Here is a 19,441-nt window from a genome sequence, read left to right on the forward strand (position 1 = left end):
GATCTCAAATGAAAAAGGGAACTCCCATGTCCAAACTACCTTTGCTCGAACCCGCCGATTGTGCATTGATCCTCGTTGATGAACAGGCAGGCCTTGCGTTCGCTGCGGGTTCTCAAGACCCCCAGATTCTGCGCAGCAATGGCCTTGCGGTCGCGAAGACGGCGGTCGCTTTTGGCTTGCCGGTTGTGGTCTCCACCTCGGCCTCGAAGGTGTACAGCGGCCCATTGATGCCGGCGTTTCGAGACGTGCTGCAAAACGTCACGCCGATTGAACGCCGCAACATGAACCTTTGGGAAGACGATGCGGTGCGCGACGCGATTACGGCTACCGGAAAGCGTACGCTGATCATCGCCGGCATGCTGACGGAGGCCTGCGTGAGTTTCCCGGTTCTTTCAGCGTTGTCCGAGGGATATCAAGTCTACGTCGTCGCCGATGCTTGCGGTGGGCTGACACCAACAAGCCATGACCTCGCGTTGCGACGGATGGCTTCCGCCGGCGCAGTCATGACTTCCTGGCTCCAACTCCTTCTCGAATTCCAGAGGGACTGGACTCGTCATGACACCTATGAGAAGGCCCGCTCGATCGTGGTTGAGCATGGTGGCGGGTATGGCACGGGCCTCGCGTATGCGCGTGACATGATCAAGCCGGCATGAGCCGCCTCAATGTAGGCGCTTAATGCTCTGCGAGCCGCGCTGGCAAAAGAAGCCGGTCTCGGACGGCGGCTCGCCGCGCTGATCCGGCAGGCCAATATCCGTGTCGACTGACCTGCCGCTCGCGGGGGAGAAGTGGTGGCACTCGGGTTCAGGCTACCGGCTTGCGCCCGACGCTGCGAATGAGCTGGGTGACACGCCCCATGTACTGGTCGAAGTACTGGTTGGCCTGTGCCTGGCTGTCGATGGGCCGCGCGACGGTGCGGCCTTCGGCTTCGAGCTTGGCTCGGATCTCCGGTTTGGCTAGCGCGTCCCCGATCGCACCGCGCAGCAAGGCGACCCGTTCGGCGGGCGTGCCCTGCTTGACGAAGTAACCACCGCCGATCACGTATTCGAAGTCGGGCATCTGCCGGCTTTGCGAGATCAGGGGGATGTGTCTGAGCGGCGCAGGCAACGACCTCGAAAAGCTCGTCAGAACCTTGAGGCGGCCCTGTCCCTGCATGCTGTCGAACGCGGACTGGTAGGGCAGGATGGCAAAGTCCACCTCGCCGCCGGCAACGCCCTGCAGCGCGGGGGCGGCGCCCTTATATGGCACGTGAAGGAAGGGCGTGCCGATGCGGGTGCCGAGGGCGTCGCCCATCAGATGATAGATCGAGTCGATGCCGACGGTGGCGTAGGTCAGCGGCTTGCTCTTGTTCTGCTTCGCCAGGTCGAGGAACTTGTCCAGTGTGTCGGCAGGCAGGCCGCTGCGCACTAGGAGCACGATATTGGCGTCGCTGATGGGGGCCGCCAGCATGAAGTCCTGGGGCTTGTAGCGGGCTGCGGGATTCAGCAACGGGGACAGAAACACCTCGTTGATCGAGCCGTGAAAGAAGGTATACCCGTCGGCCGGCGCGGCCAGCACCTTGTTGGCGCCGATCACCCCGGTGCCGCCTCCATAGTTCTCGACGACCACCAGCTGCTTCACGCTCTTGCCGATGGACTCCCCGAATATGCGTGCAGACGTATCGCTGGCACCGCCCGCCGGATAGGGCACCACCAGCGAGAGGGGCCGGCTCGGGAAGATCTCCGCCGCGAAGGCTGGCAGGGTCGTGAGCAATGGGGAGCCGGCAGTCAGGCCGGCGTATTGCAGGAAGCGGCGGCGGGTGTGCGAAATCATATTTGTCTCCTGTCGTTCATTTTTTTTAAGCGAGATAGCTTCGCGCGAGGCTTGCCCAGAATGCGGCGCCTACCGGGAGGGCCTCGTCGTTGAAGTCGTACATGGGGTTGTGGACCATGCAGCCACCGTCTTCGCCGGTGCCATTGCCCAGGCGGACGTAGGCGCCGGGCCGATGTTCCAGCATGTAGGCGAAGTCCTCGCTGCCCATCACCGGCGCTCGCGCCACGACGTTCTCCTCGCCCAGCAGGCGGATCGCCACCTCGCGCGCACGCTCGGTCTGGCAGTCGTGATTGACCAGGACGGGATACTTGCGCTCGTAGACCACGTCGGCGTCGAGCTGGAAGCTGCTGGCCTGCGTGACCACGAAATCCTGCAGGCGGGCTTCGATGTGGGCGCGCACGCTGGGGTCGAGCGTTCTCACGCCAATCTTGACCGTCGCGGTTTCCGGGACGATGTTGTAGGTCGCGCCGGCCTGGATGGAGCCGACGGTAATGACCGCCGACTTCAGCGCATCGATCTCGCGGCTGACGATGGACTGCAGGCCAAGCACGATGCTGGCCGCACCCTGCATCACGTCGATGCCGTGATGCGGCATGGCGCCATGGGCCGACCGCCCGGTCAGTGTCACCGTGGCGCGGTCGAACGAGGCCATGGCCGGACCTGTGATGAGGCCGATCTGCCCGACCGGCAAGCCCGGGGAGTTGTGCAAGGCATAAACCTCATCGCAGGGAAATCGCTCGAACAAGCCGTCTTCCAGCATGCGCAACGCGCCGCCTTCGTTCTCCTCGGCCGGCTGGAAGATCAGGATCAGCGTCCCATTGAAATCGACGGACTCGGCCAGATACCGCGCCGCGCATAGCAGGATGGCCGTGTGCCCGTCGTGACCGCAGGCGTGCATCTTGCCGGGCAAGGTGCTGGCGTAGTCCAGCCCCGTCTTTTCCTGGATAGGCAGCGCGTCCATGTCGGCGCGAATGCCCAGGGTCCGCTTGCCGCGCCCTTTCCTCAGTGTGCCGACAACGCCCGTCGTGCCCAGGCCGCGGTGGACTTCGTAGCCCCAGCCCCCCAGCAGTTCGGCGACGAGGTCACTGGTGCGATGCTCCTCGAACGCCAGTTCGGGATGAGCGTGGATCTGGCGGCGGATCGCCACAAACTCTGGCGCGATGGCCTTGATGGCGCGCCGCAGGTCGGCGGGGTAGGGGCTCATGGGCTCGTCGGTATCAGGTGAATTGCCAGATTATCTTCGGATGCTTCCGTCGTATCCATGACAACTCTGGGGGCAAATCGTTGTATAAACGACAACAGTCAGACAACAATCAGACGACGAGTCAGGGATAGCGGATGGAAGACATGCTGGATCGGAAGCGGGCGCTGTGCCTGCTGCAGATCATCGAGACGGGCTCCGTGCGGGGCGCGGCGGAGGTGCTGGAGCTGGACCCCTCGGTGGTGAGCCGCGCGGTGGCCAAGCTGGAGGAGGACACGGGCCTGACGCTGCTGGAGCGGCGCGGGCGAGGCGTGGTCGTCACCGACGCCGGCCGCATGATCGCACTCTTCGCCCGCCGCCAGCAGGACCTGCACGACACGTTCCTGGCCGAGGTCAACAACCTGAAGAACGCCCAGCGCGGGCACATCGAAGTGGTCTTCGGGGAGGGCTTCATCGACCTGGTGTTCGAGCCGGTGCTGCGCGAGTTCCTGGTCGCACATCCCGACGTGACCTACAACATCCGGGTGGCGGGCACCGAAGAAACGGTACGCTGCATCCTGGAAGACGTCGCGCACATCGGACTGGTGTTCCAGCCGCCCAACGACGAGCGCCTGCGCTCGCACTACTCGCGGCTGGCACCAATCCGCCTACACGTTCGCAAGGACCATCCGCTGGCGCGGCGCCGCAATGCGCTGACACTGGCGGACCTGGCGCCGCACCAGGGAGCGGCGCTGGTCGAGTCCTTCGGCGTGCGCAAGCACGTACAGGCGGCGGAGTTGGACGAGCACATCACGCTGAAGCCCATGCTCGTCACCAACTCGTTCAAGGTCTTGTGGGAATTCGCGGCGATGGGGCTGGGCTACATCATGACGCCGCGCTCGGTGGCGCTGAAGGGCGCGCAGTTTGCCGATCTGATATCGCTGCCGCTGGCGAATCCGATCCTCAATAACAGCCGCATCCACGTCGTCACGCGAGCCGGGCGACCGTTGTCGCCGGTAGCCGGCACCCTTCTGCGGCACCTTGTCAAGGCGTTGCCCTCGGTCTGAGTTCACGCCAAGGGCAGGCTGTCGCGTGTGACTCCCAGTCTCGCTTTCGGGGTCATCGTACCATCGCACCTTTTGTCCAGAACCCCGTTTATTGCCATAATAGCGACCGTTTCTGACCAGATCCTGCAAGGGGCCGGTCAATCGTCTGTTAGTCGTAAGGCACTTTTTTGAGTGGCGCATGGAAGAACAAATCACCGTCTACGCTTTCCCGGTATTCCTGCTCTTGATGCTGGCGGAACTGGCTTACGGCCTGTTCGCCGGTCGCAATACCTATCGCCTGAATGATGCCCTCAGCAACCTGAGCCAGGGCTTGCTAAGCCAGCTGGTGGCCAGTGTCAGCCAGCTCTTTCAGATCGGCCTGTACGTCTTGACGTGGCGCCGGGTGGCACTGTTTCCCCATGCCGGCCTGTGGGGCAGTGTCTGGGGTTGGCTGCTGGCGATCGTGATGTTCGATTTCTGCGACTACTGGCTACATCGGGTCGGGCATGAAAGTGCGGTGTTCTGGGCCGCCCATGCCGTGCATCACCAGAGCCAGGATTTCAATCTGTCCACCGCGCTGCGGCAGGAGAGCACGGTTGCCTTCCTGGGATGGCCGTTTTACTTGCCGATGGCGTTGGCCGGGGTTGCCCCGCAGCAGTTTGCGCTGGCCGGCCTCATCGTGCTGCTATACCAATTCTGGATCCATACCGAGCACATCGGCAAGCTGGGCTGGTTTGACCGCGTGTTTTCCTCGCCGTCCAACCATCGTGTGCATCATGCGGTCAACGACCAGTACCTGGACAAGAACTACGGCGGGATGCTGATCATCTGGGACCGGCTGTTCGGCACCTTTGCCGAGGAGGAGGAGAAGCCGGTGTATGGTACTCGCAGCCCCCTCAATAGCTGGAGTCCGCTATGGGCGGTGGCTTCCGGTTATGTGCCGCTGTGGCAACTGGCGCGCCGTGCGCCACGCTGGCAGGACAAGCTCAAGGTGTGGTTCAAGGCGCCGGGCTGGCTGCCACCCGGCGTGAGCGATGATAGTGCGCCCTTTGACCTGCAGCGTGCACGCCAGCGCTTCGATCCGCCGCTGGTGGCCGGCGCCGCGCCAGCGGCCCTGCTGCAGTTCGCGCTGCTGATGATGGCAAGTGCCGGCTATCTGTGGCAAAGCGATCAGATGGGGAGCGGCCTGCTGTGGGGGCTGGCACTGTTGCTGATAGCCGGTCTGGCTGGTCTGGGCGCCCTGCTGCAAGGGAGGATGCGGCCACGCAGCCTGCTGGGGCTGGATGTGCTGCTGTTGTTGCTGCTGGCCGGATTGCTGTGGCGCTGACTGGCACCCAGCCGCCAAGTGAAAAAACGGTGGGCTGGACACAATAAAGGCGACATCTTCTCTCAGGGCCGTGCGTGCACGCTCCCTGAGGTAGGCACTTCGGCTTCCCGCATCGTTCTTGATCAAATCCCGCGGATTCGCACGCGCGCGACGACCACGAGGTTGACCGGTCCCAGCCTCATCTGGGTGCGCAAGATCTGGAGCGCCTGGTCGATCAGCGAAGCCTTTGCCCGAGGCGCTGCCGCGACAAGGAAGCGCTCCTCGAAGGCCTGGCGCTGATCGTAGCAGTTGAACGCGATGGCTGTGGCCGTCAACAGTCCCAAAGCCCGTCGTAGATGATCAAGACAAAACGGGGCGACGTCATCCAGGCTCCGCGAAACTGCGCCTTGTATGGGTCTTGCGATACTACCGCGATGAAGCTCGGGCCTGTTGGTCGGATCGAGGCCGGTCCTCACGGTAGGCTTCTACCAGATGGTGTGCAGTTTCCTGCATAACATTGGGGTGACGCCGGAAACGTGACCGGACGATCGTTGCAACGGGGAGGGCGCGGCGTCGATCGCAGTGCACGGCAAGAAACGGCGCCGCGACCACATGGCCCGCGGCGTCCTTTCGCAGAAGGGTCTTTTTCTGTATCCTTAAACCCGATTGACGATGGTGCCGCCAGAGCCGTCGCCCCGCAAATCGCTCCATCTCCCGCGCGAGAAAATGCTCTGCGCGCTTGTCGGTAAGAGCGACGGTAAGGCCCCAAGTTAATCACAGCCAATCCCATTCACCACGCGGGTTTGTGGCGGCCTGTTAATCATGGAGTGGGAGTAAATCCCGTTGGGAAGCATTGTTCGCTAGTTGATTGATTATTAAGGCCCTGTTTTTGCAGGGCTTTATATTTCGGATTACCGTCTGGTAGTTCGCGCATTTTTAATAATGCCATGGCGCATGAGGGCTCGCCGGTTCCGGCCATGTCCTGCGCCATGGCGTTCGCCTGTCAAATTATCCGTATGCGGCCGCGTTTGTGAAAAGCATCGATGCATTGCACGGCACCGGCGCGGCGGCGGATAATAGTGGCTACATCATTTTGAGCATCATTTTTAGAATTCCCCATGGAAATTAAAGTCAACTTTCTCGATAAGCTACGCCTTGAAGCCAAATTCGATGACTTCACGGTAGTGGCCGACCAGCCTATCCGTTATAAGGGCGATGGCTCGGCGCCTGGTCCCTTCGATTATTTTCTGGCCTCATCGGCCTTGTGTGCTGCTTACTTTGTGAAGTTGTACTGCGTAAGCCGAAATATTCCTACCGAAAATATCCGCCTGTCGCAGAATAATATTGTCGATCCGGAAAACCGTTACCAACAGATTTTCAAGATTCAAGTTGAGTTGCCGTCGGATATCTCGGAAATAGACCGCCGAGGTATTTTGCGCTCTATCGAGCGTTGTACAGTGAAGAAAGTGGTGCAGGCCGGACCCGAGTTTGTCATTGAAGAGGTAGAGAACCTAGATGCCGATGCTCAGTCGTTGCTGACGTTGAAGCCGGCTTCTGACGCCAGCACCTATATTGTGGGCAAGGATCTGCCGTTGGAGCAGACCATCACCAATATGTCGGGCGTTTTGGCAGACTTGGGCATGAAGATTGAAATCGCTTCGTGGCGCAATATCGTTCCCAATGTGTGGTCGCTGCATATCCGTGATGCGCACTCGCCCATGTGTTTTACCAATGGCAAGGGAGCGACCAAAGAAAGCGCGTTGGCGTCGGCGTTGGGAGAGTTTATCGAGCGCCTGAATTGCAACCATTTTTATGGCGGTACGTTCTGGGGCGAAGACGTCGCCAATGCGCCGTTTGTTCATTACCCGAATGAGCGCTGGTTCCAGCCTGGCCCTGAGGATGCGCTGCCGGCTGAAATTCTGGATGCGTACTGCCTGGAAATTTATAATTCCGATGGCGAATTGTATGGCTCGCATCTGTACGACACTAACTCCGGCAATGTACAGCGCGGTATCTGTTCGCTGCCGTATGTGCGGCAGTCGGACGGCGAAGTGGTGTATTTTCCGTCCAACCTGATCGAAAACCTATTCGTCAGCAATGGCATGAGTGCCGGTAATACCCTGGCCGAAGCGCAGGTGCAATGCCTGTCCGAGATTTTCGAGCGGGCGGTAAAGCGCGAAATTCTGGAAGGTGAAATCGCATTGCCTGATGTGCCGCACGAAGTGCTGGCGAAATACCCTGGCATTCTGGCCGGGATTCAGGGCTTGGAAGAGCAAGGCTTTCCGGTGCTGGTCAAGGACGCGTCGCTGGGTGGGACCTATCCAGTGATGTGCGTCACCTTGATGAATCCGCGGACAGGCGGTGTCTTTGCCTCGTTCGGCGCGCACCCAAGCTTCGAGGTGGCGCTGGAGCGGAGTCTGACGGAATTGCTGCAGGGGCGCAGTTTTGAAGGCCTGAACGATTTGCCTCAGCCCACTTTTGTCAGTAACGCCGTGACTGAATCAAACAACTTTGTTGAGCACTTCATTGATTCCAGCGGTGTGGTGTCGTGGCGCTTTTTCAGCGCCAAGGCGAATTTCGAGTTTGTTGAGTGGGATTTTTCTGGCCAGGGTGAAAACTCCAATGCCGAAGAAGCCGCAACGCTGTTCGGCATTCTCGAGGACATGGGCAAAGAGGTGTACATGGCGGTGTATGACCAACTGGGCGCCGTGGCCTGCCGGATTTTAGTGCCCGGTTATTCGGAAGTTTACCCGGTAGAGGATTTGATCTGGGATAACACAAACAAGGCGCTGTTGTTCCGCACCGATATCTTGAACTTGCATCGCCTGGACGATGCCGGCCTGGCAGCTCTGCTTGAACGGTTGGATAACAGTGAGCTGGATGAGTACTCCGATATTGCCACTTTGATCGGCATCGAATTTGACGAGAATACGGACTGGGGGAAGCTGACAGTTCTCGAGTTGAAGCTGCAGATTCATCTCGCCTTGCAGCAATTTGAGGAGGCGCAAGAGCTGGTGGGAGCCTTCCTGCAGTACAACGACAACACGGTCGAGCGCGGATTGTTTTACCAGGCCCTGAATGTGGTGCTGGAGGTGCTGCTCGATGACGACCTGGAACTAGACGACTACGCGGTCAACTTCCGTCGGATGTTTGGCAACGCTCGGATGGATGCGGTAATGGGGTCAGTGGACGGCAGCGTGCGCTTCTTCGGGTTAGCGCCAACGAGCATGAAACTGGAGGGTCTCGATAGGCACCACCGCCTGATCGACAGTTACAAGAAATTGCATAAGGCGCGGGCCAATGTGGCGGCTACTGCCAGTTAGGTTGACGAGCCATGGCTGGATGCGCTGACGCCGTTCATCCCCCAGCACAGATCTGGCCAGATCGGCATTAACCGGCAGCATCTCACGGAGAGAACACGGATGGACGCTTTTTCGGCGCTGGCGGACGCCAGCGGCATCACCTTGCCAGCTATGCTGAGGCAACTGATCGACGCAGGCCGCACCGGCTACGGCGCCGACATCGAGGCCTGGCGCACCGACCGGGAGGCTCGCACGCTGGCCGCGCAGCCGGTGCTTTCCTGCGCCTATGATCTGGAGTGGATCGACGCGAAGCAGGCTGGCGAGTTCATCGCCAAATGGCTCAATCCGGCCTTCCAGCACGGCCGGCGCTTCCTGCCGTTCGCGCAGACCGGGGCCGGCGACGCCTACTGCTTGACGCCGCTAGCCAACGGCGACATCGGCGTGGCGCTGGTCTGGCACGACCGCGGCAAAAGCCGGATCGAAGCCGCTTCATTCGCGGCCTTCGTCTATGAGATCCTGGTGCGCAGCGCGGCGGACTTCTCGCATCTGCTCGACGACGATTTCAGCCCCGCCGAGGCGGTACAGTGCGTGGCGGCGAACATCGAGGCCTTGGGGGTGTATCTGCCCGAGGCGATGAGGGCCGGACTGGAGCGCGTGCTCGCCGATGCCTTGCCGGAACCCGATGACGAGGCGGCGAAGATGATCAACGACGAGACCGCGCAGGCAGCGCTGGCATTGCTGCCGGAGGTGGAAGACGCCGCGTTTGCGGTGGTGGCGCGGTGGGAGTGTCGGAAGCAGTGAGGTGGTCGCACTGCCGCCCTCCGGCGCATTGGCCCTGCAGGCATTTCCCAGTGCGCCGTTGACAATCCAAGGCTTTGCCATCTTCAAGTACTAGTACGAGTTTATGCGGGCAATACGATTATCAGCGTCGTCGTGCCCCATCTTGAGCAGAAGCTGGCGGACGCACCTGTTCCATCATGAACTCGACGAACGCACGCACGCGCGATGGCAGCAAACGGCCGTGCGGATACATCAGGCTGACGGGGCGCATGCGCCCGGCAAAAGCTTGCAGGACCTCGACCAGCTCGCCTTGCGCGAGGTCCCGCTCGACGACGAATTGGTAGGTCTGGAACAGTCCCGCGCCCGCTCTGGCCAGCGTCACGCCGGCCAGCACGTCTTCCGCGCACATGTAGCTTCCCGTCGAGAAGATCTCCTTCTCGCGCCCCCCTTCCTTGAACAGCCACGAGATCTGCCGCCCGCTGCTCGGTAGATCGAACTGGATGCACTCGTGCTGGTCCAGGTCCGACAGCGTTCTGGGTACCCCTGCGCGCTTCAGGTAGGCGGGGCTCGCGACCACCACCAGTGCCGCGTCTTCAAGGTGCCGGGAGACCATCATCGAGTCCGGCTGCGCGCGGAAGCGGATCGCCACGTCGAAGTTTTCCTCATGGAAATCGACGTTGCGGTTGCTGATGTGGGCTTCCACCTTGATCAGCGGGTACTTGGCGCGAAACGCGGGCAGGAGCGGCAACAGGCGATGGTGCCCGTAGGTGGTCGGCGCGCTGATGCGGATCGTGCCCGAGGGCTGCACCTGCTCGCCGGTGACCTTGCGCTCGGCTTCGACCAGCTGATTGAGCGCGGCGCGGCATTGTTCGAAGTAATCCTTGCCACCTTCAGTCAACCGGATGCTGCGCGTGGAGCGCACGAACAGGCGCACGCCGAGGCGCTTTTCCAGGCGCGAGATCGAGCGGCTGACGGCGGCAGGCGTGACGCCTGCGGTATTGGCGGCCGCCGTGAAGCTGCCGGCCTCGGCGGCCAGGCAAAAGAGCTCGATGCTGCCGAGCAGGATGTCGTCGAATTGCCGGTGCATATTCTTTACGCCATGTAATAGGACAAGTGTAGCAAACCCCGTTTATTGCGCTCGACAGCAGCAATATAGTTCCTCCACACCGGTGACGGCTTTGGAGTCCGGCACCGGACCCTGAATCTGAATTTGAATCTGGATCCATCGGAGGACCATCATGCGCAACACCGACAACACCGACAACACCGTCGTCATCACCGGCGCCACCAGCGGCATCGGCCTGGGCTTGGCCGAAGCTTTCCTCAAGGCGGGCTACAACGTCGTCGGCACCGGCCGTTCCACCGAGCGCCTGCAAGCCACCGCCGGGCGGCTGAATGCCGGTGAGCGCTTCCTGGGCGTGGCGGGCGACGTCGGTAAGCCCGAATCGGCGCGCCAGGTCTTCGCGCAGGCCATTGCCAAGTACGGCAAGGTCGACGTGCTGGTGAACAACGCGGGCATCTTCACGGCCAAGCCGTTCGTGCAGTTCACGCCGGACGAAGTGGAGGAGCAGATCTCCACCAACCTGAAGGGCGTGCTGTATCCGTCGCAGGAAGCGGCCAAGCACATGAGCGAACGCAAGCGCGGCAAGATCATCAACATCACCGCTTCGCTGGCGCTTCAGCCGCACGGCGGTGTGCCTGCGCTGCTGGCCGTGGCCCTGAAGGGCGGCATCAACCAGGCCACGCGCGCGCTTGCGCTGGAACTGGCGCCCCACGGCGTGACGGTCAACGCGGTCGCCCCGGGCGTCGTGGACACCCCGATGCATGCCGCTGAAACCCATGCGGCACTCGGCAGCCTGCACCCGCTGGGCCGCATCGCCAGCATCGCCGAGATCAGCGACGCCGTGCTTTACCTGGCCAAGGCCGACTTTGTCTCCGGCACCGTGCTGCCGGTGGACGGCGGCTTCAGCGCAGGCCGTTGAATCCGGCCGCCGCGGCCGGACATGTGTCCTGCCGCGGCCCGGAATCCATCGCTCTCATCTCGAAACGTCAATCCATGCAGGAGGCCGCCATGCCTTTCGTCAGCATTCGCATTACCCGCGAGGGAACCACCGCCGAGCAGAAAGCCCAGGTCATCAAGGAAGTCACCGAGACCCTGGAGCGCGTGCTGCACAAACCGCCCGAATGGACGCATATCGCAATCGAAGAGGTGGATACCGACAACTGGGGTTTCGGGGGCCGGACGACCACCGAGATTCGCAAGCAGCCCAGGTAAGCAACTGGCTGCGGGGGGATGGCCGGGTCTGTTGGCGCGCTGGGCTGCCCTCCATCAGGCACCACGGACGTCGCCTGGATGTGTCGCGAACAAGCGAGTATGTACCTCTGTGTGGCAGTGCGAAGGCCGGATACATTGCGATACACGCGGTGCCGAAGGCCGCCATACAATGGCGGCGAAGCTGACTGGCTGAACCCTTCCAATCCTGCCGAGGTGAACCCGATGGAAGCGCACGTCGACCATATCCTGATCGTCGATGACGACCGGGAAATCCGTGAACTCGTTTCGACCTATCTCACCAAGAACGGCCTGCGCGTGACGGTGGCGCCGGATGGCCGCCACATGCGGTCGTTCCTGGAGGCCAATACCGTCGACCTGATCGTGCTCGATCTGATGTTGCCCGGCGATGACGGCCTGGTGCTGTGCCGCGAATTGCGGTCCGGAAAGCAAAAGGCCACGCCCGTGCTGATGCTGACCGCGCGCGACGATGAAACGGATCGCATCATCGGCCTCGAAATGGGCGCGGATGATTACCTTGCCAAGCCCTTTGCCGCGCGCGAGCTGCTGGCGCGCATCAAGGCCGTGCTCCGCCGCACCAGGATGCTGCCGCCCAATCTGCAGATCACCGAAGCAGGGCAGATGCTCGCGTTTGGTCACTGGCGATTGGATACCACCGCGCGCCACCTGATCGACAGCGATGGCACCATCGTCACGCTGAGCGGCGCGGAGTACCGGCTGCTGCGCGTGTTCGTCGACCATCCGCAGCGCGTGCTCAACCGCGACCAGCTCCTCAACCTCACGCAGGGCCGCGAGGCGGACATGTTCGAGCGCTCCATCGACCTGCTGGTCAGCCGCCTGCGCCAGCGCCTGAGAGACGACGCACGCGAACCCAGCTACATCAAGACCGTGCGCAGCGAGGGCTATGTTCTTGCGACGCCGGTGGAGATCAAGGAGGCCCGCCAATGAGCACAACGAGCACGATGAGCACATTGAGCACACTGAGCACGCGCCTCCGGCCCTGGCCGCGCTCGCTGGGTTCGCGCTTGTTCCTGATCTTGCTTGCCGGGCTGGTGATCGCGCATGGCTTGTCGTTTGGCGTGCTGTTTTCCGAGCGCTACATGACAGCGCGCGAAGTCATGCTCGGCACGCTGGAAACCGACGTCGCCACCTCGATTGCCATCCTCGACCGCGTTCCCGCCGCCGAGCGAGCGCAATGGCTGCCGCGCGTGAATCGCGGCAACTATCAATACATATTGGGGCCGGGCTCGCCGGGCGTGCCCGAGATGACGCCACGCGGCAAGGATATTGCCGCGCGGATCACCCAAGCCAGCGAAGGCCGCTTTCCGGTCACGGTGGAGTCGATCCCGGGCGACGGCAAGCAGTTGCAGGCGCACCTGACGCTGAGCGACGGCAGCCCCCTGACCATCGACGTGCATCCGCGCATGATCCCGATCGCGCAGTGGCTGCCTTATGTGCTGGTGATCCAACTGTTGTTGCTGGTCGTATGCTGCTGGTTCGCCGTACGCGTGTCGATCCGGCCGCTGGTGGCGCTGGCCAATGCCGCTGATACGCTCAATCCCAACAGGAAGACGCCGCCGCTGGCCGAAACAGGCCCCACCGAGCTGACGCGCGCCGCGCGGGCGTTCAATGCCATGCGCGAGCGCATCGCCCAGTTCATCGAGGAGCGCGTGCAGATCCTGGCGGCCATCTCACACGATCTGCAGACGCCGATCACGCGCATGAAACTGCGCGCCGAGCTGGCAGAGGACTCCGAGGAGAAGCGCAAGATGGTGCAGGACCTGGCCGAGATCGAAAGGCTTGTGCAGGAAGGGCTGGCGTATGCGCGCTCCACGCATGGCGATGGCGAGAAGCCATCGCGAATCGACCTCGGATCGTTCATCGAGAGCCTGGCCTACGATTATCAGGACACCGGTAAGACAGTGACCATCGAGCAGAACGTCGGCGGCGCCATCGTGACGCGCCCCCATGCGCTGCGCCGGATCCTGACCAACCTGATCGACAACGCAATCAAGTTCGGCGGCGCGGCGGAACTGCGCGTGGACCGCGAGCACGACACCGTGATCATCGAGGTGCTCGATCGCGGCACGGGCATCCCGGAAGACAAGCTCGAAGCCGTGCTGCAGCCGTTCGTCCGGCTCGAGGGCTCGCGCAGCCGCGAGACCGGCGGCTCCGGCCTGGGCCTCGCGATTGCACATCAGCTTGCGGTGGCCATCGGCGGCTCGCTCAAGCTGCGCAACCGTGAAGGGGGCGGGCTGGCAGCGATCGTCAGGCTAGGCTGATCAAAGGGGAGGGTAGAGGCCAGCTTGGTTGTTCGGCGGGGCCACGGTTTCAATGCGCCGCTGTCCGCTTCGAAGCGGCCTGGCCACGCTCGCGGCGACGAGCCTGACCAGGCAACGCGGCGTCAGAGTTGGTCTGCGTCGATCACGGCTCTGGCAAAGTCCTGCGGCGCTTCCTGCGGCAAGTTGTGGCCAATGCCACCCGTGATGAGCCGATGCTGATACTTGCCTGAGAACTTGCTGGCGTAGGCACTCGGTTCCGGGTGCGGCGCGCCATTGGCGTCGCCTTCCATCGTGATGGTGGGCACACCGATGCTCGGAAACGCAGCAAGCCGCCGTTCCAGATCGGCGTATCGGGCTTCGCCCTCGGCAAGGCCGAGCCGCCAGCGGTAGTTGTGGATCACGATGCTTACGTGGTCCGGGTTGTCGAAAGCCGCCGCGCTGCGATCGAACGTGCGGTCGTCGAAGTTCCATGTTGGCGAGGCGAGTTGCCAGATCAGCTTCGTGAACGCGTGCCGGTGCTGCGCATAGCCGACCCGCCCGCGCTCGGTGGCGAAATAGTACTGATACCACCATTGGAGCTCGGCCTGCGGCGCAAGCGGCTTTCGGTTGCCCTCGACACTGCCGATCAGGTAACCGCTGACGGAAACCAGCGCCTTGCATCGCTCCGGCCAGAGCGCCGCGATGATGCATGCCGTCCGCGCGCCCCAATCGTAGCCGGCGAGGATCGCCTTGCTGATGCCCAGCGCGTCCATCAGGGCGAGGGTGTCGAGCGCGAGCGCCACCTGCTCGCCATTGCGAACCGTCGCGGCCGACATGAAACGTGTGCTGCCGTAGCCGCGTGCATACGGCACGATCACGCGGTACCCCGCCGCCGCCAGCGCCGGTGCGACGTCGACAAAGCTGTAAATGTCATACGGCCAGCCATGCAAGAGGATGACGGGAGGGCCATCGGCAGGACCTTCCTCGGCATAGCCGATATTGAGTTCGCCGGCAGTCACCTGCTTGATTGTTGTGAATTGGGCATGCGTACCCGGCCGTGCGGTTGGCGGGCGTGCTGCCGTCTGGCTGGATTCCGCGTGCGCCAGGTCAGACAAGCCAAATGGCGCGGCGGCCAGCGTGAGCGCGGCCGAGCCAAACAGGCGGCGCCGTTTTTGATTGATCGGTTCGGACATGGTTCTCTCCATTGGGACTGATGCCGATGGGAAGCATCGGCGACCGACGTATCGCGCCTGTTTCCCGAACCCTTCGATTTGAAACGTTGCGTATCCGGCAGGCCGCCGGATACAGAGCGATACAAAACCGCATCACAGATCGCGGCCCTGTGCCGCGTCCGCGCCACTTTCCGCAGGTTTTTGCATGCGTCTGTATCACGCGGCCACCGGGATACGTTTCCAGACAGAACAGGGCCCGACGTGCTACGTGCCCGATACGTCGACCGCCTTTAATACGTTCCGTGGCCCGATGCCGAGCACATGCGAAGCGATCTCAGGCCGCGCAATACCCAGCGCAAATCCATCTCAAGGAAATTGATCATGAACCGCATCGAGAACGTCCTGTACACGGGCAAGGTCCACGTCACCGGCGGCCGCGATGGCCAAGCCCATAGCAACGATGGCCGGCTGAATCTGAAGCTGTCCTCACCGGGCAGCAGCGGCGCCGGCACAAACCCTGAGCAACTGTTTGCCGCGGGGTGGTCGGCCTGCTTTATCGGGGCCATGGGCCGCGCCGCCAGCCAGATGAAGATCAAGCTGCCAGCGGACCTTGCGCTGGATACCGAGGTGGACCTCGGCACCACCGATGACGCCTTTTTCCTGCAGGCCCGCCTGAACGTCAGCCTGCCGGGCCTCGACCCGGAGGTGGCGCAAGCGGTGGTTGAAGCGGCGCATCAGATCTGTCCGTATTCGAAAGCCACGCGCGGCAACGTCCACGTTGAACTGCATCTGGTCTGACCCGTGCCGTGATCCGCCCGATGCCGTCGGGCGGATCGTATGCGCGCCAACTCCGTGGGCGCAGCTTCCCACTCCTTACGCACTTGCGTTTGTGTTTCAGTGCATTTCTGTGGCATGACAGCCGACCCAATCAGCGCGGAGGCATTGCTGGACAGCCGTGAGCGTTCTCTGGCTTTACCGCTTGCCCTCCACCACCTCTAGTGCGAAATCCCTGAGAAGCATCTGCCGGCTTGCGTTCAGTATTTCCTGCCCGAGCCTGGGATTGGCGCCGGCTACCGTGCGCGACAGGATGAGCGCGCCTACCATCTCGCTGTAGAACGCGATCGCCTCCCGGCGCGCGTCCTGGCTGTCTCTGCCTTCGGCGCGTTGCTCCGCGACGAGCCCCGTCAAGGTTTCGATCATCTCCTGCAAGCCATTCGCAAAGCGCGCTTGCGCCTCGTGGCCTAGTCGGCGGACGCCGCGGTGAGGCCGCTACCGCGCAACCCTGCCCGATATCACTGCAATGCGTGCCAGACAGATAGAAGTCGACCTGTCGCCTCAAACGGTTGCCGCCCGGTGCAATTTGCGCTGCGATCGCTTGCTTCAGATCGTGGTTGGCTTTGTCCATCGCAGTCGCCACGACTTCGGCCGCTAGCGCACCAACCCTTGCTCAAGCCGATCCGGACGAGGCAACCGAGGCCGAATCGAAAAGCGGCCTGCCCATGTTCGGGAACAGCTTTCCGCGCTGACTTCAAGCGTCATCTCCATCGGAGACATCATGAAACTCACAGGTAACACCGTATTCATCACCGGCGGTGGTTCGGGCATCGGCCGCGGTCTCGCCCAAGCCCTCCACAAGCTCGGCAACCAGGTCATCATCTCCGGCCGACGCGCGGAGCGTCTGCAAGCACCCTGGGTCCGCACCGAGCTGATGAACAGCAGCGAGGAGGAGCGCGCGATGCCTCTCGAAGCATTCATCGCGGGCGCGATCGAACAACTGGGCACAGTTGCCAACGAAATACTGGTGGGCCCCGCCGTGGACATGCGTGCCAATCCGGGACCAAACGAGCACGCCTGGGTCAACACGTTTAACGATCTGATGGCTGCCGGTTGAGCATGCGATTGCCTGGAAGGAGCCAGGCAATCGCACGATAACCCATACCCATCGGTCTTCTCTTTTACTGCCCATCGGTGAACCAATGCCCACGGAAGCTGATTTAGGGGGGCATAGTGCCTATCATTCGGCTGTATGTGCATTTTCTTCAGGGCTGTGAATCAAGCGTTCAGCGGCGTTTCGCGCGATCCTTCGACGCGCAAGCCGATTGCGCAGCTGGCCGGCCACAAAAGCGCTGACGATCAGCAGCAGGTAGAGGATTAGGAGATTGTGACGCCACGCATCGAGAGCGAGCTGGTGCGCAGCCAGTTTCGGATCGGGCGCCGGGAGGCTAGCTCGACTCGCCACCACGGCGCGGGTCATCCGCACAAGGCCTGCCGCCGACAGGAGTGGCACGAACACGAGCAGAGCGAGCAGGGCAGGCTTGGCGCGGCGCACCATCGCATAATGGCGCAAGCGGAGCCACAGTCCCAGGCAACCGTGTACCCAGCCCGGGGCGAGCAATGCAACCTGCAGGCCCTGCGTGCCGCTCGTGATCAGCATGATCACGATCCGCTCATAGTTCGGCTCGAAGCCGTAGAGGGAGGCCGCAAGCCGGCGGCGCACTGGTCACATGATCGGCGCTTGCCATGCCGAATCCACACGAGACCCGAACACGGGATCCGATTCAGGTGGCGGTTCCGGGAATAAAAATGGCATGCCGGCGGTCTTGCTGTTAACTCACTGCCGGTCACGGATTGCGGTTACAGCAGACACTTCACAATGGCCGATCCAGACACCGCGCAGCGTTTCGAGACGCTTGTATTGCCGCATATGACCTCGGCCTTCAATGTTGCGCGATGGTTGACGCATAACGACCAGGATGCCCAGGACGTGGTGCAGGAGGCGTACCTGCGCGCGTTCCGGTTCTTTGGCGGATTCCGCGGCGAGGATGCCCGTGCATGGCTATTGAGCATTGTGCGCAACACCTTCTACACCTGGCATCAGCAGAACCGGGGACATGCAGCACAAACCATGATGTTCGAGGAAGACATGCATAGCCTTGAGACGAGTGTGGCCGACCATGATGACAGTCCTGAAGCCATGCTCATACGCAGCCAGAGCCAGAAGCGGGTGCACAAGGCGTTGCTGGGCTTGCGGCTGGAATACCGGGAGGTGGTCGTGCTGCGGGAGCTGGAGGATTTGTCGTACAAGGAAATCGCCACCATCGTGGGCATCCCGATCGGCACGGTGATGTCTCGCCTGGGCCGAGGCCGCCAGCAACTCGCGGCGCTGCTCGCCCCGACGGATCAGGAGGCGTGATGGATCACAACCAAGCGTTTGCATTACTGCCGGGCTATCTCGACCAGGAGTTGAGCCTGTCCGAAGCACTCGAATTCGAGCGCCATCTTGCTGACTGCGAGCAGTGCCAACAGGCCTATGCACAGCACCGCCAGGTGAGTGCGCAGCTGCACCAGGCGGATTTGCGCGTTGCGGCGCCGCAGGAACTGGTGAAACGCATCAAGGCTGCGCTGCCGGTGCGCCGCACGCTCTGGCAGCGGCTGGGTGAGCGATTTGGGCGGTGGGGAGGCGGCGGGTCGCTGGCCTGGGCGCCGGCTGGCGCTGTGTTGATGAGTGTGGTGGCGTTGACCTGGAGCGTGGGGCTGTACCTCTCGGTGCCATCGAGCGAGACGCGTCTGACCCAGGAACTCGTGGATAACCATATTCGCTCGCTGCAGGTCAATCACCTCTCCGATGTGATTTCAACCGACCGGCATACGGTCAAGCCGTGGTTTGACGGCAAGCTGGACTTTGCGCCGCCGGTGGTCGATCTTGCGCAGCAGGGGTATCCGCTGATCGGCGGCCGCCTGGATTACCTGAAGGGGCGGGCGGTAGCCGTGATGGTCTATCGCTACAAGCTGCACCCGATCAATCTTTATGTGTGGCCGGGCAACGACGCGGGCGCCACGCCCCGCATCTACGCGCAGCAGGGCTATCACCTCGCCCACTGGAGTGCCGCGGGGATGAATTACTGGGCGATTACCGATGCCGGCGAAGCTGAACTGAATGGCTTCATCACGGACCTGCGCGCGCATCCTGCTTCCTAGCCGCCGCAGCGCGGTACACACCGCGGAACTTCGCCTTCGCCACCCGCGACGGCTTGGTGGTGGCGCTCACGAAGGTGCAAGGCTCGACGGAGTTTGCGTCGCTTGGCGTAACAGGCCCGTTTACGGTAGTCCGAGGCCGCCCAGCGGGCCGCGCGGTTTCCCGTGGCTCTATTGATCCTTGTATAAATGATGACATCACCACAACTCGGCCTGCTTCCAGCACGCGGCAATGATGCTAGCGCGTTGCTGTGCGCTGCGCAGCCGATTGCGGGCGGTCGTTTTGAGTTCGGTGAGCGAGTGTGGGCAGAAGTTGG

The 19,441-nt window shown here is 62.3% G+C and carries 20 protein-coding genes and 2 pseudogenes; 13 read left to right on the forward strand and 9 right to left on the reverse strand.

Annotated features, from left to right (window positions below):
- Positions 1-26: 26 nt before the first annotated feature.
- Positions 27-653, forward strand: coding sequence for a hydrolase (locus AB4061_RS01915; RefSeq protein ID WP_441630392.1), 627 nt, complete (start codon positions 27-29; stop codon positions 651-653).
- 148 nt (positions 654-801) lie between these two features.
- Here AB4061_RS01915 and AB4061_RS01920 read toward each other — a convergent pair whose 3' ends face one another.
- Complete coding sequence (locus AB4061_RS01920; RefSeq protein WP_441630394.1) at positions 802-1,809, reverse strand: tripartite tricarboxylate transporter substrate binding protein; 1,008 nt, start codon at positions 1,807-1,809, stop codon at positions 802-804.
- A gap of 25 nt (positions 1,810-1,834) precedes the next feature.
- Positions 1,835-3,013: a M20 aminoacylase family protein gene (locus tag AB4061_RS01925; RefSeq protein ID WP_441630396.1), complete on the reverse strand. Its 1,179-nt coding sequence runs from the start codon at positions 3,011-3,013 to the stop codon at positions 1,835-1,837.
- Between the two features lie 134 nt (positions 3,014-3,147).
- On the opposite strand from AB4061_RS01925, the gene AB4061_RS01930 reads away from it, so the two are divergent.
- Both AB4061_RS01930 and AB4061_RS01935 read left to right on the forward strand, forming a co-directional pair.
- Positions 3,148-4,056 carry a LysR family transcriptional regulator gene (locus tag AB4061_RS01930; RefSeq protein ID WP_441630398.1) on the forward strand — a complete coding sequence of 303 codons (909 nt, stop codon included), beginning with the start codon at positions 3,148-3,150 and terminating at the stop codon, positions 4,054-4,056.
- Between the two features lie 178 nt (positions 4,057-4,234).
- Positions 4,235-5,362: a sterol desaturase family protein gene (locus AB4061_RS01935; protein ID WP_441630400.1), complete on the forward strand. Its 1,128-nt coding sequence runs from the start codon at positions 4,235-4,237 to the stop codon at positions 5,360-5,362.
- A gap of 122 nt (positions 5,363-5,484) precedes the next feature.
- Here AB4061_RS01935 and AB4061_RS01940 read toward each other — a convergent pair whose 3' ends face one another.
- Complete coding sequence (locus AB4061_RS01940) at positions 5,485-5,685, reverse strand: hypothetical protein (RefSeq protein ID WP_441630402.1); 201 nt, start codon at positions 5,683-5,685, stop codon at positions 5,485-5,487.
- Between the two features lie 476 nt (positions 5,686-6,161).
- Entirely contained in the window at positions 6,162-6,332 is a 171-nt protein-coding gene (locus AB4061_RS01945; protein ID WP_441630404.1) for a hypothetical protein, read from the reverse strand.
- A gap of 127 nt (positions 6,333-6,459) precedes the next feature.
- Between AB4061_RS01945 and AB4061_RS01950 the strand changes: the two genes are divergently transcribed.
- On the forward strand, positions 6,460-8,664 hold the full coding sequence (locus tag AB4061_RS01950) for an OsmC domain/YcaO domain-containing protein (protein ID WP_441630406.1): 2,205 nt from the start codon (positions 6,460-6,462) through the stop codon (positions 8,662-8,664).
- A 99-nt stretch (positions 8,665-8,763) separates the two neighbouring features.
- Positions 8,764-9,444: an SMI1/KNR4 family protein gene (locus tag AB4061_RS01955; RefSeq protein ID WP_441630408.1), complete on the forward strand. Its 681-nt coding sequence runs from the start codon at positions 8,764-8,766 to the stop codon at positions 9,442-9,444.
- A gap of 121 nt (positions 9,445-9,565) precedes the next feature.
- Here the strand turns inward: AB4061_RS01955 and AB4061_RS01960 are convergent, their stop codons facing one another.
- Positions 9,566-10,510: a LysR substrate-binding domain-containing protein gene (locus AB4061_RS01960; protein ID WP_441630410.1), complete on the reverse strand. Its 945-nt coding sequence runs from the start codon at positions 10,508-10,510 to the stop codon at positions 9,566-9,568.
- Positions 10,511-10,661: 151 nt separating this feature from the next.
- On the opposite strand from AB4061_RS01960, the gene AB4061_RS01965 reads away from it, so the two are divergent.
- The 4 genes from AB4061_RS01965 to AB4061_RS01980 all read left to right on the forward strand — a co-directional run bounded on the left by AB4061_RS01965 (position 10,662) and on the right by AB4061_RS01980 (position 13,998).
- On the forward strand, positions 10,662-11,405 hold the full coding sequence (locus AB4061_RS01965) for an SDR family NAD(P)-dependent oxidoreductase (RefSeq protein WP_441630412.1): 744 nt from the start codon (positions 10,662-10,664) through the stop codon (positions 11,403-11,405).
- Positions 11,406-11,494: 89 nt separating this feature from the next.
- Positions 11,495-11,698, forward strand: a complete 204-nt coding sequence (locus tag AB4061_RS01970) for a tautomerase family protein (RefSeq protein ID WP_441630414.1) — start codon at positions 11,495-11,497, stop codon at positions 11,696-11,698.
- Positions 11,699-11,920: 222 nt separating this feature from the next.
- Entirely contained in the window at positions 11,921-12,664 is a 744-nt protein-coding gene (locus tag AB4061_RS01975) for a response regulator (protein ID WP_441630416.1), read from the forward strand.
- On the forward strand, positions 12,661-13,998 hold the full coding sequence (locus AB4061_RS01980) for a sensor histidine kinase (RefSeq protein WP_441630418.1): 1,338 nt from the start codon (positions 12,661-12,663) through the stop codon (positions 13,996-13,998). The genes AB4061_RS01975 and AB4061_RS01980 overlap by 4 nt, the downstream gene beginning before the upstream one ends.
- Before the next feature lie 122 nt (positions 13,999-14,120).
- Here AB4061_RS01980 and AB4061_RS01985 read toward each other — a convergent pair whose 3' ends face one another.
- A complete protein-coding gene (locus AB4061_RS01985; RefSeq protein WP_441630420.1) occupies positions 14,121-15,170 on the reverse strand; it encodes an alpha/beta fold hydrolase in 1,050 nt (349 codons plus the stop codon).
- A gap of 360 nt (positions 15,171-15,530) precedes the next feature.
- Here AB4061_RS01985 and AB4061_RS01990 point away from each other — a divergent pair, with 360 nt between their 5' ends.
- Positions 15,531-15,947 (forward strand): organic hydroperoxide resistance protein, encoded by a 417-nt coding sequence (locus AB4061_RS01990; protein WP_441630422.1) that lies wholly within the window; start codon positions 15,531-15,533, stop codon positions 15,945-15,947.
- A gap of 174 nt (positions 15,948-16,121) precedes the next feature.
- Here the strand turns inward: AB4061_RS01990 and AB4061_RS01995 are convergent, their stop codons facing one another.
- Entirely contained in the window at positions 16,122-16,349 is a 228-nt protein-coding gene (locus AB4061_RS01995; protein ID WP_441630424.1) for a hypothetical protein, read from the reverse strand.
- 355 nt (positions 16,350-16,704) lie between these two features.
- Between AB4061_RS01995 and AB4061_RS02000 the strand changes: the two genes are divergently transcribed.
- A complete protein-coding gene (locus AB4061_RS02000) occupies positions 16,705-17,040 on the forward strand; it encodes an SDR family NAD(P)-dependent oxidoreductase (RefSeq protein ID WP_441630426.1) in 336 nt (111 codons plus the stop codon).
- A gap of 123 nt (positions 17,041-17,163) precedes the next feature.
- Here the strand turns inward: AB4061_RS02000 and AB4061_RS02005 are convergent.
- Positions 17,164-17,646: pseudogene (locus AB4061_RS02005) on the reverse strand (hypothetical protein); the annotation flags it as partial.
- A gap of 156 nt (positions 17,647-17,802) precedes the next feature.
- Between AB4061_RS02005 and AB4061_RS02010 the strand changes: the two are divergent.
- A complete protein-coding gene (locus tag AB4061_RS02010; RefSeq protein ID WP_441630428.1) occupies positions 17,803-18,342 on the forward strand; it encodes a sigma-70 family RNA polymerase sigma factor in 540 nt (179 codons plus the stop codon).
- Entirely contained in the window at positions 18,342-19,127 is a 786-nt protein-coding gene (locus AB4061_RS02015) for an anti-sigma factor family protein (RefSeq protein ID WP_441630430.1), read from the forward strand. The genes AB4061_RS02010 and AB4061_RS02015 overlap by 1 nt, the downstream gene beginning before the upstream one ends.
- A 195-nt stretch (positions 19,128-19,322) precedes the next feature.
- Here AB4061_RS02015 and AB4061_RS02020 read toward each other — a convergent pair.
- A pseudogene (locus tag AB4061_RS02020) lies at positions 19,323-19,441 on the reverse strand (IS630-like element ISCARN39 family transposase); the annotation flags it as partial.

It is taken from the genome of Cupriavidus sp. YAF13, assembly GCF_052113425.1.
Classification (GTDB): domain Bacteria; phylum Pseudomonadota; class Gammaproteobacteria; order Burkholderiales; family Burkholderiaceae; genus Cupriavidus.

Coding starts and splice junctions, on each gene's coding strand:
- AB4061_RS01960 (WP_441630410.1), bottom strand. CDS start 10,510: ATGCACCGGCAATTCGACGACATCCTGCTCGGCAGCATCGAGCTCTTT.
- AB4061_RS01955 (WP_441630408.1), top strand. CDS start 8,764: ATGGACGCTTTTTCGGCGCTGGCGGACGCCAGCGGCATCACCTTGCCA.
- AB4061_RS01995 (WP_441630424.1), bottom strand. CDS start 16,349: ATGATCGAAACCTTGACGGGGCTCGTCGCGGAGCAACGCGCCGAAGGC.
- AB4061_RS01925 (WP_441630396.1), bottom strand. CDS start 3,013: ATGAGCCCCTACCCCGCCGACCTGCGGCGCGCCATCAAGGCCATCGCG.
- AB4061_RS02010 (WP_441630428.1), top strand. CDS start 17,803: ATGGCCGATCCAGACACCGCGCAGCGTTTCGAGACGCTTGTATTGCCG.
- AB4061_RS02000 (WP_441630426.1), top strand. CDS start 16,705: ATGAAACTCACAGGTAACACCGTATTCATCACCGGCGGTGGTTCGGGC.
- AB4061_RS01915 (WP_441630392.1), top strand. CDS start 27: ATGTCCAAACTACCTTTGCTCGAACCCGCCGATTGTGCATTGATCCTC.
- AB4061_RS01965 (WP_441630412.1), top strand. CDS start 10,662: ATGCGCAACACCGACAACACCGACAACACCGTCGTCATCACCGGCGCC.
- AB4061_RS01945 (WP_441630404.1), bottom strand. CDS start 6,332: ATGGCGCAGGACATGGCCGGAACCGGCGAGCCCTCATGCGCCATGGCA.
- AB4061_RS02015 (WP_441630430.1), top strand. CDS start 18,342: ATGGATCACAACCAAGCGTTTGCATTACTGCCGGGCTATCTCGACCAG.
- AB4061_RS01975 (WP_441630416.1), top strand. CDS start 11,921: ATGGAAGCGCACGTCGACCATATCCTGATCGTCGATGACGACCGGGAA.
- AB4061_RS01980 (WP_441630418.1), top strand. CDS start 12,661: ATGAGCACAACGAGCACGATGAGCACATTGAGCACACTGAGCACGCGC.
- AB4061_RS01985 (WP_441630420.1), bottom strand. CDS start 15,170: ATGTCCGAACCGATCAATCAAAAACGGCGCCGCCTGTTTGGCTCGGCC.
- AB4061_RS01920 (WP_441630394.1), bottom strand. CDS start 1,809: ATGATTTCGCACACCCGCCGCCGCTTCCTGCAATACGCCGGCCTGACT.
- AB4061_RS01935 (WP_441630400.1), top strand. CDS start 4,235: ATGGAAGAACAAATCACCGTCTACGCTTTCCCGGTATTCCTGCTCTTG.
- AB4061_RS01950 (WP_441630406.1), top strand. CDS start 6,460: ATGGAAATTAAAGTCAACTTTCTCGATAAGCTACGCCTTGAAGCCAAA.
- AB4061_RS01970 (WP_441630414.1), top strand. CDS start 11,495: ATGCCTTTCGTCAGCATTCGCATTACCCGCGAGGGAACCACCGCCGAG.
- AB4061_RS01930 (WP_441630398.1), top strand. CDS start 3,148: ATGGAAGACATGCTGGATCGGAAGCGGGCGCTGTGCCTGCTGCAGATC.
- AB4061_RS01990 (WP_441630422.1), top strand. CDS start 15,531: ATGAACCGCATCGAGAACGTCCTGTACACGGGCAAGGTCCACGTCACC.